We start from the raw sequence: 12,323 nt of genomic DNA, 5'->3' as shown, positions 1-12,323 counted from the left end.
CTTTTATTAATGTATTAAAGATGAACTTAATAAGTGACTTTTGATTTATCGGATATTCTAGGACTAATAATTTGACTTTTAATAGTAAGTGATTTAATTCCAACTGTTTTTTCGCTTTCCATACAATTATCCCTATATGTTGTGGGGTTATAAGTGTATGAATATACTCCAGGAATACTTCTTTTTTCTAAGGGTGTAATTGTTCCCTTTACGCATACTTTAGTGAGGCCATCAGAGTTTTTAAATGTAAAACCCGTTAGATCGGCATCCCCGGTTATATGTATGCTTGAGTTCACAGGTTTCATAATTTCATCATATAATTTTGCATCACCAACTATTACAATTTGTGACCCGATAAATCCATTAGGATTAAACTTACCTATTTCGGAGGGGGTGGTCTTGTCTAAACTGTATATAAATATTGTAGAACCAGAAATGGCGTGAGACAGATGATCAAAATTTACACCATTATTAAAAACTATAAAAGAATTAGAGATTCCATTAGTTTCAGGAATATTTTCAGGGGCCAAGTTTGTACTACAATCAACCGTAGTATAATTTTTACCAAAATCAGCGGTTGTACATTGTCTTAAATTTTTTTCTTCTATTAGATTAATAAGGTTTTCGTGCAAAGGTACAAGAATAGGAACACTTGGTACAATTTCAATACTTTCCGGGTTGATTGTATAGGAAAAGTTATAGGTTGCACTAATCTTCTTTTCTGGTTCATGGTTATAATAACCATAACTTTCGAAACTAATACTGAAACATTCTGAATTACTTGGCATACCAACCACACAACTAGTTTTTATTATCCCGTTTGGATTAATTTTAATCTTAAAAAAACTATTAGCATCAACAGTTTTTTCTTCAAGAAAGTAATCAGAAGAGGTAGTAAAAAGGGAAGTATTTGATTTATATGCATTGTTTAACTCGATAGGGTATCTATCTTTAAAGTTAGTAATTAAATTATCTTTTGAAATAGTACCATTATATAAACTATTCATGAGTTCATTTTGTTTTTCTATATTGTATAATTGTCCATTTAGGTAAGCTTTTAATTGAGTTTCATAGTATTGAATTCCCATTTCAGCAATATCTGTTGTTTTAATGTTACTTTCGGCTTTCGAAACTTGCTTCACGTTGCTAACTGAAGTACTGATTACTGCTAAACCTAATACTGAAAACACTACGATTGTTAACAGAACAACTACAAGGGTCATTCCTCGCTCATTTTTTAGAGTCTTCACATAAATTCCTCCTTATAGCCTAGAAATAATGGTTTTAACCTCATATGTTTGGCTTGGATTCTTTTTGTCTTTTATGATGATTTTAAGGTATAAAGGTTCTGAAGTATTGACAGAAGTTGTATTTAAAAAGGGAACTTCGGTAGTTCCATGATAATCGAATAATGAGTATTCATAGTCTGTATTCGATAATTCGATCGTTCTAATAACCGTACCGGTTGAATCTTTAACAAGGAGTTGTATCTTACTCGCATCAGGATTCCGATTAACGACAATATTATACGATCCATAGGATTCATGTACTTTGTTAATATTTGTGATGATAATATTCATTTCTTGCTGTAATGAAACCGTAGCCTTGGATTTCTTTGAATAATCAATTCCATTTAATAAAACGCCATAAAGCAAACTGCCGATTATGGAAAGAATCGCCAGTGTTGCAAGTAATTCAATAAGTGTAATTCCATCTTCGTTCTGGAGGTGTTTAATCATTTATTTATCCTCCTTTTTAGTTTTTTAAGTAGGTATAAGTCTCAGACACCAGTTTTGTTCCCTTTTTCACTTGAACATGTATTTTTGATAAAGAAATATCCACTTTAGGATCAATATTTGTATCAACCTCGACTTCGACAATAAAGTTTTGCTTAGTTAGGAATAATTTAAGAATTCCGCTATTTTTCTTAATGTCATTGGTTAAGTCTAACTTTGGATAACTAGATTTTGGAATGGTTGTCTCTGTTGAGGACCTGGAAAATAGGATCAGATTTTTAAGTTCCTGATTTTTTTCAGGGTTTACTTTAAATTCCTCCTGTACTTCCCTAGCAATATTAGTAGCCTTCATTTTGTCTGAGGAGATCGCATTATATTGAAATGAGTTTGTGAAAAACGTCAAGAAGCTTAGCAAAATAATAGATAGTATCACAATTGAGGCTAAAAGCTCTACTAAAGTAACCCCTTTTTCATTATTGATTAAATTAAACATAGAATCACCCGCCATATCTAACTAATGTCTAGGGTAAAATTACCTAGATAAAAAAATTTTTCGCTGTCTTTTAAAATGCTTATTAGTATTATACAATATTTAGTAGACTGATTTTGTCTGATTTTTATGGATATCAATAAAAAATTTACTTTCTTGATGAAAAATGTAGATTAATAGTATAAATAGACTATATAAAGGGGAATGCATAAGTGCAAATGATTATATGGGCCATTAGTTCTATGGTGATTTTGATGTTAATAATATCCTTTTTACCATTAGGGTACACCTTAAAGGGGAAGTTCTTTTTAGTTTTAACTAGCTTTATTTTGTCTCTTGGTGGACTTGCTGCGGTTTCAATCTTTCCATTGTTGGAGACTGCCTTAATGCTTTTTGCGCTTATCTTTTTTGTAGCATATTTTATGAATAGCCGTTTGGGAACTTTACTATCCAAAGAAAATAATGTCTTTGGCGATGATTTTGATGACGAATTTGAGAGTCACGAATCTGTTTACGAAAAAGAAAGTGTAAAAGATGTTAATTTGGTGAAAATTGACGAAGACTTAGCGTCACCTATTTCATCAAATACAAATCTAGAAAAAGATACTGTGACTGAATTAAGTTCTTATCCAGTCATGTCTGATAGTGTAGAAAAAACAGATAATGAAGCTGAAACAATCGATGAGGATATTTCATTTTTCTTAGAAAGAAATACAGAAGTAGATGTATACGAACAAATGGAAGATAAAAACATGGAAAATGGCTATGTATTAGATATTGAGAGTTTTCTAGAGATTGAAGAAAAAATGGTGCAAGAGCATTTGCTGGAAGAAATTCATGAACTTTCACCAATCAAAGTAGAAAAGAAATTACCTACATATCTAGAAGAGGAAGAAGATGACTCACTTTTTGATTTCCTTCTTGCTCAAAAAGAAGTAGCTGCTAATCGGGATGATATTTTAGACGAAATTGAACCGAAGGAAAAGGTTATCCTACAAAAGTAACTAACAATAATTGTTATATAATAGATTACTTGTTGAAGTATAATGTGAGTGTTTGAAGGGAGGCAGATATTTTGGGCAAGAACCAGCAATTGATCAAATTGTTTGTTGTTTTACTTTTTTGTACGGCATTTATATTTAGTTTCTCCCATTATGGCGCTAAAGCATTTGAGAAAATAACAAATGTAGACGGGAAATTCTCTGATGGTACTACTATCGGCGCGTTAGATGTTTCAGGTAAGACTAAAGATGAAGCAAAAAGTCTGTTAGAGGAAAAGTATGTCGCATGGCTTAAAGATACATCCATTGAACTGCAATATAGGGAAAAAACAGCACCTTTTGATTTAAATCAATTCTCTCTAGAATCCGAGCAAACAGTAGATTCAATTAAGGATGGGGAAAAAAATCCTGCTTTTATTACTGTCGATAAAAAACAAGTTGAAGAACAATTACATATTTTATTTCCTCAATTAATAACAAGTGATGTTATTCGAGTTTGGGATTCGAAGCTAAAGTTAATTCAAGTAAAAAGGCCGATCTAATAATAGCAAATCCAAATAAAGCAAAGTATATTTTTAAACTTACCTTAGAAAACAAGCAATTGAAGGTTACTATGACGGGTGAAAAGTTTGTATATAAATATCAAATAACTACAAAAGACGAACAAAAGTTAGCACCTAAAACAATCATTCAATATAGCCCTTTGCTTCTGCCTGGAAAGACAAAGGTACAAACAAAAGGTGAACAGGGTCAAATCGTAAAGGTTTATCGGGAAGTCTATCAAGGAGATCAATTCCTTAAGAGCGAATTGATTTCTGAAGATTATTATCCACCATCCTATCGGATTGAAATTCACGGGCTTGCTGGAAGTGGACAAACAACTACCCAAACTACCACGGATACATCTGGCAATCAGGTTGATTACAGTAGCCAGACTATAGATACAACGAGTCCTGATGGAAATCAATCGACGACAACTTCTGATAGTCCCCAGCAGGAATCTACTGATAATGAATTATGGGGAAAGCCAAATGAACAACCAAAATAAAAGCAGGGATGTAAAATGAGGCAAGCGAGAAAAAGACTGGGTGATTTGTTAATTGAAGAAGGATTGATTACACCTGAACAACTTCAATCCACTATGGATGAAAAAGATGCTGCTCAAAAACTTGGAGATGCCCTTTTACAGAGGGGGTATTTGACAGAACAGCAATTAGTTGAAGTGCTAGAATATCAACTAGGAATTCCACATGTCAGCCTGTTTCATTATCCATTTGATACAAATCTTTTTTCATTGATCACAAAAGAAGCAGCTAAAAGGAATTTAATCATCCCGTTAAAAAGGGATGGGAATAAGCTTTTCGTAGCGATGGCGAATCCGACAGATTTTATCGTGATCGACGATTTACGTTTGTCAACAGGATTTCATATTGAGCCTGCCATTTCGACCAAGGACGATATTCTTCGTACCATAAATAAATATTATGATGTCGATGATGGGTTCGATGAATTACTTGACGAACTCCCACAAAATGATCGGGGCAGAAATGATGATGTTACCGATCAAAATTCACCGATTGTTCGTTTGGTGAATCAAATTTTATCGAATGCTGTGATTCAGAGAGCTAGTGATATTCATATCGATCCGCAGGAGACAAAGGTAGTTGTCCGATACCGAGTTGATGGTGTATTACGGAATGAACGAATCCTCCCACGTAACATGCAAAGTGTCTTAACCGCTAGAATTAAAATCATGTCTAATCTCGATATAACTGAGCATCGGGTCCCACAGGATGGCCGAATCAAGCTAAATCTCGACTTTCATCCCGTCGATCTTCGTGTCTCAACACTGCCAACTGTTTACGGTGAAAAGATTGTTATGCGTCTCCTTGACATGGGATCAACCTTAAATGATTTAAACAAACTTGGGTTTAATTCCTTAAATATGAAGAGATTCACTGAAATGATTGAAAAGCCGACAGGCATAGTCCTCATTACGGGACCAACAGGATCAGGAAAATCTTCGACCCTCTATGCGACCCTTAATAAGCTTAACAGTGAAGCTGTTAATATCATTACAGTTGAGGATCCCGTTGAATATCAATTGGAAGGGATTAACCAAATTCAGGTCAACACGAATGTTGGAATGACCTTTGCTGCTGGACTTAGATCGATACTTCGTCAAGACCCGAACATTATCATGGTCGGGGAAATCCGTGATAAAGAAACTGCAGAGGTGGCAATCCGTGCTTCGTTAACTGGGCATTTAGTTTTAAGTACCCTCCATACAAATGATTCAATTGGGACTGTAACAAGGCTGATTGATATGGGGGTAGAACCATTTTTACTAGCCTCTTCACTAAGCGGCATCGTCGCTCAACGCCTAGTCCGAAAGGTGTGTCGTGATTGTGCGGAAATTCAAGAACCATCAAAGCGTGAAATAGAGATTTTTGCAAAGCGCGGTATGAAGATTGAAAAAATTACTCGGGGAAAAGGGTGTTCATCCTGCAGCATGACAGGCTATAAAGGTAGGCTTGCCCTTCATGAGGTGCTGGTCATAAATGACGAGATGAGCAGGGCAATGATGAACGGTGAATCTTTTCAAAGATTGAAGGAATTGGCTAATAAAAGTAAAACGATCTTTTTACTAGATGATGGTTTATTAAAAATAAGACAAGGGTTAACAACAACCGAAGAAGTATTAAAAGTAGCAATTCTGGAGTAGGAGAACGTTACAATGAAAGAAAAAATTGACGCAATATTACGAGCAGCAATTGAATATAAAGCTTCAGATGTTCATTTAACTGTCGGTGTTCCCCCAGTCATGCGAATAAATGGTGACCTAAGAAGATACGGAACAGATAAAATAATGCCAGATGACACCGAGGGAATGGCCAAAGCGATCATACCTGAAGGATTGTGGGATTTATTTAAGGAAAAAGGGGAACTTGATTTCTCTTATGGTGTTCCAGGTATATCGCGATTTCGTGTCAATGCCTATCATCAGCGTAAAAGTGTGTCGATTGCCCTAAGAACTGTAGCATCAAAAACGCCGACATTAGAAGAGCTAGATCTACCTGATATTGTTTCCAAGTTGGTGGAGAAGCCGCAGGGACTTATTCTCGTAACGGGACCTACAGGAAGTGGGAAATCAACAACGCTAGCTTCAATGATTGATTATATGAACCGAACGATGCGTAAGCATATCATTACCTTAGAAGATCCGATCGAATATCTTCATCGACATGGAAGTTCAATTATTGACCAGCGGGAAGTTGGTTTCGATACAAATAATTATGCAAGTGGCTTAAAAGCGGCCCTCCGTCAAGATCCTGACGTTATTTTGGTTGGTGAGATGCGGGACATAGAGACAATGTCAATCGCGATAACCGCCGCAGAAACAGGTCACCTTGTATTAGGTACGCTTCATACATCGAGTGCACCGACGACCATTAACCGAATCATTGATGTATTTCCATCGGGACAGCAGCCACAAATACGTGTACAGTTAGCTTCGGTATTAGTTGGCGTTATTTCACAACGGTTATTTCCGACAGCCGATAAAAAAGGCCGTAAAGCAGCAACTGAAATTTTGGTAAATAATGCGGCAATTGCGAACCTAATTAGAAATGAAAAAATCCATCAAATTCAAAGTACGATGCAAACTTCCCGGGCCCAAGGAATGCATACACTTGAAATGAGTATTAGAGACCTCCTTGATCGCAATCTGATCCAAAAGGAAGCCGCATCACAATACTTACATGAAAGAATGATGATGAATGGCTAGATATAAATATGCTGGACGGGATAGGAAAGGAAAACGGCAGGGTACCGTTAACGCAGGTTCCAAGCGAGAAGCAATGGAAAAACTAAAAGAAGAAGGCATTAGGGTTATTGAAATAACCCAAGTACCTGAGACCCTAATGACAAAAGATATAACACTCGGGGCTCCGGTAAAACTGCAGGATTTTGTTATATACTTAAGACAATTCTCGACTTTAATTAAAGCAGGAGTAACCGTTGTCGAAGCAACTGCCATCTTAGCTTTGCAGACCGAGAGCAAAGCCCTAAAGAAGGCTTTACTAGATGTCGAACAGGAGATGAGGGAAGGTAATCCACTTTCAGAAGCTGCGGCTAAACACAAAAAAATATTTAATCAGATGTTTATTAACCTAGTAAAAGCCGGGGAAATCAGCGGGAATTTAGATGAGACCCTTGATCGTTTGGCGGAGCATTTTGAAAAACAACACTATACACGGCAAAAGATCGTTTCCGCCCTGTCCTATCCGATTGCTGTTGGAATTATTGCTATTATTGTTGTTATCTTTTTACTTGTTGCCGTTGTACCAACATTTGTTTCGATGTTTGACGATATGGGGGGAGAGTTACCCGCTATTACAAAATTTGTCCTTTCAGCAAGTGGCTTTATGCAGTCGTTTTGGTGGATTGTTGTATTGATGATTTTTGCCATCGTCTTTTTAATTACGTATCTTAAAAAAAATAACCAAACAAAATATTATTTTGATTATATTTTGTTAAAAATGCCGATCTTCGGTAATTTACTACAAAAAGCAGCCCTTGCACGGATGATGAGAACACTCAGTTCGTTGTTCTCGAGTTCAGTTCCAATTCTACAAGCAATGTCCATTGTAGAGAAAGTCGTCGAAAATGAGGTTCTAGCAAAGGTAATTCGAGAGTCACGGGATTCACTAGAGAAAGGTCGTTCCATGACTGATCCGATGCAAAGACATTGGGCCTTTCCGCCATTAGTTACTCAAATGATTGCCATCGGTGAGGAAACGGGAGCACTGGATGCGATGCTATCGAAAATCGCTGAATTCTATGAAAAAGAAGTAGAAAACGGAACAGATCGATTAAAATCGTTAATAGAACCAATAATGATTGTTTTCTTGGCAGGTTTAGTCGGGACTATAGTCACATCTATCATGGTTCCAATGTTTAGCATGTTCGACCAATTTCAACAGATGAATCAATAAAAGACAAGAAAACAAAAATATTGAGGATATTGGACAAAATACCAAAAAATTCTTTTCTTTTCATTGTCAATTAATGTATACTACAAGAGACAATATTACTAGGTTCATAGAACTATATAGGGAGATGAAATTATGATTCAAATGTTAAAGAATAAGCTTAAAGATCAAAAAGGATTTACATTAATTGAATTACTTGCTGTAATCGTTATTTTAGGTATTATTGCTGCAATTGCTGTTCCTTCTATTTTAGGATTAATAGACAATACTAAAAAAGATGCACACGTAGCAAATGCACAACAAATGATTAGTTCCGCAAAAATGTTAGTTGCTTCAGAAGCCGCATATCAAACTGGTACGAAATATGTTACTTTAAAAGAATTAGTGGATAAGAAATACCTTGATAAAGTTGAAAGTCCAGAAGAAGCTTACGTTACAGAGGGAGAAGCTGCCCTTACTGCAGATAGTCCAACAGTTTCAAATGTTAAAATCTCTAATGGTAAGATCTACGGGATCACCTTAATTACAGATAAAGCAACCAATCCAAGGAAAATTTCAATAATTGTAACTGATGCTAACATTACTGCTGACACTACAGGTGCTGCTGTTATTACCACAAAAGATATAACACGTTCTTCTGTAACACCTCAATAATTAGGCTAACTTTAGGAGAGTATAGATAATGAAGATAGCATATTTAATACTATTATTATATGGTTGTATTCTTGGCTCCTTCTTCAATGTTATCGGTCTTCGGGTGCCAATGAAGAAATCTATTGCTACTCCAGGTTCAGCATGTCCAAAATGCGGGCATCAATTAAAACCATATGAACTCATCCCAGTGATTTCTTACATAATTCAAGGGGGGAAATGCCGCGGCTGTAAGTCGCGGATTTCTCCTATCTATCCAACTTTTGAACTACTCACTGGGATACTATTTATAACCGCACCATTAGTTATTGGCTGGTCCGGTGAACTAGTAGTTGCACTAACTCTAATCTCAATGTTTATGATTATCATTGTTTCAGATATTCACTATATGCTTATCCCTGATAAAATTCTGATCTGGTTTGCAGGGATTTTTTTATTGGAACGGATAATTTGGCCGCTAAACCCATGGTGGGACAGCCTCCTTGGTGCAGTGTCTGGTTTCATTCTCCTTTTACTTATTGCTGTCGTTAGCAAAGGTGGGATGGGTGGGGGGGACGTTAAACTCTATGCCTTACTTGGAGTGGTATTAGGATTTAAACTAGTACTTTTGTCCTTCTTTCTTTCAACATTGTTCGGTGCAGTAATAGGCGGCTTAGCCCTCCTATTTAAAATTGTCAAAAGGCGACAGCCAATTCCATTTGGACCATTTATTGGTGCTGGAACATTAACAGCGTATTATTGGGGATCGGATTTAATTAATTTGTATATACATTTCCTTAATCAAGGATTTTAACTAAGGGGTTTTTTATATGGCTTTTTCCCTGTTTACATCCAAAAACCGAATAATAAATCTCGTTTTGAATGATCATTCGATTCGTCTGCTTGAATTAAAGCAGGCGAATCCACCCGTTGCTCAAAGATGGTGCGAACGCTTTCTCCCGCCTGGTATTATTAGTGACGGGAAAATTATTGATGTCGACTCTTTGGCAAACATTCTAGAAGAGTGTATCGGTGAATGGAAGATTCAAAGACGTCAAGTGCGTTTTCTAGTACCAGATCCGCTGGTCATCATTCGGAAAGTTTCCGTTCCTGCTGAAATTCAGGAGGATGAAATACAGGGATACCTATATTTAGAGCTTGGTTCTAGTATCCATTTACCGTTTGAAGAACCAGTCTTTGATTTTTATTCATTAAAAAGTGATGGAAAAACAAGGGATTTACTTTTATTTGTAGCACCTGAGCAGCAGGTGATGGAGTACTCGGGCTTATTGTCTAAGCTCAAACTTGATCCGATTGCGGCAGATATTTCCCCGCTTGCACTGTACCGGTTGTATCATCAACTTGAGCAGCCAAGTCCAAATGAAGTAATATTTTCCGTTCAATTTGACTTGACGAGCGTTAATTTATCAATCTTTGAACAAAATGTGCCGCTTGTGATGCGTCAATTCGCTCTTCCGTTTAATGTTGATCTATGGGATGTTAAGGTTGAAATTGATGGTCAATTGGCTTTTAAGTATACAGGTGATACAGAAGAGTTAGTGATTCAATTTGAGGATATTTTCAGAGAGATTAATAAATTAAGTGACTTTTACCGCTATTCACTAAGTAATGATAGAAGTGATATCACCAAGTTTTTACTGAACGGTGATCATCCAATGCTTCAAGCAATCTTTGATGAAATGAAAGAGAGATTCGATGTCCCAGTTGATATGATTTCGCTTGAATCCAATTCAAAAGGAAAAATAGAAAGAGTACCTCCTAGTTTATTACTACCTTTAGGTCTCGCATTAAAAGGGGTGCAATAATGTTAGTAGAAATTAACCTGCTTCCCCAAAAGGAACCGAAGAAAATCGGCTTTATCATTACTTTGATATGTTTAGTTGGCCTATTGGTCCTTACGGGTGCATATTACTTCTGGCAGACGGATTCCACTAAAAGCGTGATCGCCTCATTAGATAGACAAATCACGATGACGAAGAAGATTGCTGAAAAAGAAAATATAAGTACAGAAACAGTTGAAGCTACTAGCTCTGTTAGTCAGTTAAAAACTGCAATAGAATGGGCAAATGATTATCCGATTCAGACGATACCTGTCATGCGCCATCTGACCTCATTACTTCCTGAGCGTGGTTTTATCCAAAGCTTTGCCTATACAGAAGCCGGGACTATCTCGTTAACCGTTCAATTTGATAGTGCTAGAGAAGCTGCCTACTTTTTAGATAATTTAAATGAATCAAAATGGATCAAGGAAGCAAGTTTGAGCTCATTAGCAGCAGCCTCAACCGCAGAATCGGCAGTTAATAATGCTAGTACAACAACATCGACCAACCAAACAAATTCAACGACTCAAACAACGAACCAAACTAACACAGCTAATTCGGACCAAACGGTTACCAACCAAAGTTCATCTTCAAATACGAATAATCAAACAAATTCGGTTACCGGAACAACTGTTGATCAAGCTAATACAGTTAACCCAACAGCAACTACAAGTACTGTCAACAATACAACAATAACTTCAAGTGGTACCGAAAGTAAGTCAGTGAGTGATAATATCCTTCCTCGCTATACAGGTCAATTTGAAATAAAACTCGATAAAGAAGTTGTTAAAAAGAACATCCAAAAGAGCAAGAAAAATGAGGAAGGAGTGACTGGTTCATGAAGCTCCGTTTCTCAAAAAAACAAAGTCTAATAATTGGAATCGTTACTCTTTTAGTGGTCTTATTCCTTGTTTATGCTCAGTTCTTTAAACTCTCACCTTTAAAATCAGATTTAGCGAACAAGCAGCAGTCACTTGAATCCGAACAAAAGCTTTTGGAAATCGTTAGTCAAAAAAAGGCTGGAGATACGAAAAAAACAACTGAGGATACTCGGGAATTACAGAAAAAATTACCTGTCAAGCCGTTACAGGAACAACTTATTTTAGACTTAGAAAAGGCAGAAAACCTTTCAAAAAGTAAAATTAGTTCGATGAGCTTTTCAAAAGATGCGGATGTAAATACTAGCGCTGACCAAGCAACTGCCGAAAATGCTAATGGTCAACAAACTACTACGAATCAAGCCACAGCCAATCAGGACACAGCGGCACAACAAACCGCTTCGACCCAAATCGCTGGATTGAAGAAGCTGACTGTCTCGTTGAGTGTGGAATCACCAAGCTATGAAGATTTAGAGAAGTTTATTGATACATTAGAATCTTTAAACCGCATTGTGGTTGTCGAATCGATTAGTTATTCAGGCGGGCAAGAGATCACCAGTTTAGACCAAGAAGATAAGCCATTATCTTACAGTCTGACAATTTCTGCATTCTACATGCCGAGTTTAACAGACCTAGCCGCAGAGCTTCCAAAAATCGATGCACCTGCACCAGCTGGTAAAGATAATCCACTAAGTCAGTTTTCTGCTACGACGGGGACGCAGCCATAATTAACACCATCGCAAACTAGTAAAT

14 protein-coding genes are annotated in these 12,323 nt (G+C 36.6%); 11 read left to right on the top strand and 3 right to left on the bottom strand.

Features of this window, described 5'->3' with window-relative positions; all coding sequences use genetic code 11:
• Positions 1 to 26: 26 nt before the first annotated feature.
• From AB7942_RS07970 to AB7942_RS07960, 3 genes are read right to left on the bottom strand one after another with little or no spacing between them, the layout of a single operon-like run.
• Positions 27 to 1,250, bottom strand: a complete 1,224-nt coding sequence (locus tag AB7942_RS07970; protein WP_369446420.1) for a hypothetical protein — start codon at positions 1,248 to 1,250, stop codon at positions 27 to 29.
• A 12-nt stretch (positions 1,251 to 1,262) separates the two neighbouring features.
• Positions 1,263 to 1,739 (bottom strand): type II secretion system protein, encoded by a 477-nt coding sequence (locus AB7942_RS07965; protein ID WP_369446419.1) that lies wholly within the window; start codon positions 1,737 to 1,739, stop codon positions 1,263 to 1,265.
• A gap of 16 nt (positions 1,740 to 1,755) precedes the next feature.
• A complete protein-coding gene (locus AB7942_RS07960) occupies positions 1,756 to 2,229 on the bottom strand; it encodes a type IV pilus modification PilV family protein (RefSeq protein WP_369446418.1) in 474 nt (157 codons plus the stop codon).
• A 209-nt stretch (positions 2,230 to 2,438) separates the two neighbouring features.
• On the opposite strand from AB7942_RS07960, the gene AB7942_RS07955 reads away from it, so the two are divergent.
• The 11 genes from AB7942_RS07955 (at position 2,439) to AB7942_RS07905 (ending at position 12,298) form a co-directional block, all read left to right on the top strand.
• Positions 2,439 to 3,230 carry a hypothetical protein gene (locus AB7942_RS07955; protein ID WP_369446417.1) on the top strand — a complete coding sequence of 264 codons (792 nt, stop codon included), beginning with the start codon at positions 2,439 to 2,441 and terminating at the stop codon, positions 3,228 to 3,230.
• A gap of 71 nt (positions 3,231 to 3,301) precedes the next feature.
• On the top strand, positions 3,302 to 3,769 hold the full coding sequence (locus AB7942_RS07950; RefSeq protein WP_369446416.1) for a hypothetical protein: 468 nt from the start codon (positions 3,302 to 3,304) through the stop codon (positions 3,767 to 3,769).
• 71 nt (positions 3,770 to 3,840) lie between these two features.
• Positions 3,841 to 4,275, top strand: a complete 435-nt coding sequence (locus tag AB7942_RS07945; protein WP_369446415.1) for a G5 domain-containing protein — start codon at positions 3,841 to 3,843, stop codon at positions 4,273 to 4,275.
• A gap of 15 nt (positions 4,276 to 4,290) precedes the next feature.
• Positions 4,291 to 5,952: a GspE/PulE family protein gene (locus AB7942_RS07940; protein WP_369446414.1), complete on the top strand. Its 1,662-nt coding sequence runs from the start codon at positions 4,291 to 4,293 to the stop codon at positions 5,950 to 5,952.
• 12 nt (positions 5,953 to 5,964) lie between these two features.
• Positions 5,965 to 7,014, top strand: coding sequence for a type IV pilus twitching motility protein PilT (locus tag AB7942_RS07935; RefSeq protein WP_369446413.1), 1,050 nt, complete (start codon positions 5,965 to 5,967; stop codon positions 7,012 to 7,014).
• Positions 7,007 to 8,224, top strand: coding sequence for a type II secretion system F family protein (locus AB7942_RS07930; RefSeq protein ID WP_369446412.1), 1,218 nt, complete (start codon positions 7,007 to 7,009; stop codon positions 8,222 to 8,224). The genes AB7942_RS07935 and AB7942_RS07930 overlap by 8 nt, the downstream gene beginning before the upstream one ends.
• A 141-nt stretch (positions 8,225 to 8,365) precedes the next feature.
• Positions 8,366 to 8,875, top strand: a complete 510-nt coding sequence (locus tag AB7942_RS07925; RefSeq protein ID WP_369446441.1) for a competence type IV pilus major pilin ComGC — start codon at positions 8,366 to 8,368, stop codon at positions 8,873 to 8,875.
• 28 nt (positions 8,876 to 8,903) lie between these two features.
• On the top strand, positions 8,904 to 9,665 hold the full coding sequence (locus AB7942_RS07920; RefSeq protein WP_369446411.1) for a prepilin peptidase: 762 nt from the start codon (positions 8,904 to 8,906) through the stop codon (positions 9,663 to 9,665).
• 16 nt (positions 9,666 to 9,681) lie between these two features.
• A complete protein-coding gene (pilM, locus tag AB7942_RS07915) occupies positions 9,682 to 10,677 on the top strand; it encodes a type IV pilus biogenesis protein PilM (protein ID WP_369446410.1) in 996 nt (331 codons plus the stop codon).
• The gene (locus AB7942_RS07910) at positions 10,677 to 11,534 is read left to right on the top strand and encodes a PilN domain-containing protein (protein ID WP_369446409.1); all 858 of its coding nucleotides are present in this window, start codon (positions 10,677 to 10,679) and stop codon (positions 11,532 to 11,534) included. The genes pilM and AB7942_RS07910 overlap by 1 nt, the downstream gene beginning before the upstream one ends.
• A complete protein-coding gene (locus tag AB7942_RS07905) occupies positions 11,531 to 12,298 on the top strand; it encodes a pilus assembly protein PilO (RefSeq protein WP_369446408.1) in 768 nt (255 codons plus the stop codon). The genes AB7942_RS07910 and AB7942_RS07905 overlap by 4 nt, the downstream gene beginning before the upstream one ends.
• Positions 12,299 to 12,323: the final 25 nt, after the last annotated feature.

It is taken from the genome of Neobacillus sp. BF23-41, from assembly GCF_041106275.1.
Note: the sequence above shows the minus strand (reverse complement) of the source record. Positions and strands in the feature narration are given on the sequence as shown.

What these genes read in the sequence shown, in the direction of transcription:
- AB7942_RS07965 (WP_369446419.1), bottom strand. Translation starts at nt 1,739, where the DNA reads ATGATTAAACACCTCCAGAACGAAGATGGAATTACACTTATTGAATTA.
- AB7942_RS07960 (WP_369446418.1), bottom strand. Translation starts at nt 2,229, where the DNA reads ATGTTTAATTTAATCAATAATGAAAAAGGGGTTACTTTAGTAGAGCTT.
- AB7942_RS07945 (WP_369446415.1), top strand. Translation starts at nt 3,841, where the DNA reads ATGACGGGTGAAAAGTTTGTATATAAATATCAAATAACTACAAAAGAC.
- AB7942_RS07940 (WP_369446414.1), top strand. Translation starts at nt 4,291, where the DNA reads ATGAGGCAAGCGAGAAAAAGACTGGGTGATTTGTTAATTGAAGAAGGA.
- AB7942_RS07935 (WP_369446413.1), top strand. Translation starts at nt 5,965, where the DNA reads ATGAAAGAAAAAATTGACGCAATATTACGAGCAGCAATTGAATATAAA.
- AB7942_RS07930 (WP_369446412.1), top strand. Translation starts at nt 7,007, where the DNA reads ATGGCTAGATATAAATATGCTGGACGGGATAGGAAAGGAAAACGGCAG.
- AB7942_RS07925 (WP_369446441.1), top strand. Translation starts at nt 8,366, where the DNA reads ATGTTAAAGAATAAGCTTAAAGATCAAAAAGGATTTACATTAATTGAA.
- AB7942_RS07920 (WP_369446411.1), top strand. Translation starts at nt 8,904, where the DNA reads ATGAAGATAGCATATTTAATACTATTATTATATGGTTGTATTCTTGGC.
- pilM (WP_369446410.1), top strand. Translation starts at nt 9,682, where the DNA reads ATGGCTTTTTCCCTGTTTACATCCAAAAACCGAATAATAAATCTCGTT.
- AB7942_RS07910 (WP_369446409.1), top strand. Translation starts at nt 10,677, where the DNA reads ATGTTAGTAGAAATTAACCTGCTTCCCCAAAAGGAACCGAAGAAAATC.
- AB7942_RS07905 (WP_369446408.1), top strand. Translation starts at nt 11,531, where the DNA reads ATGAAGCTCCGTTTCTCAAAAAAACAAAGTCTAATAATTGGAATCGTT.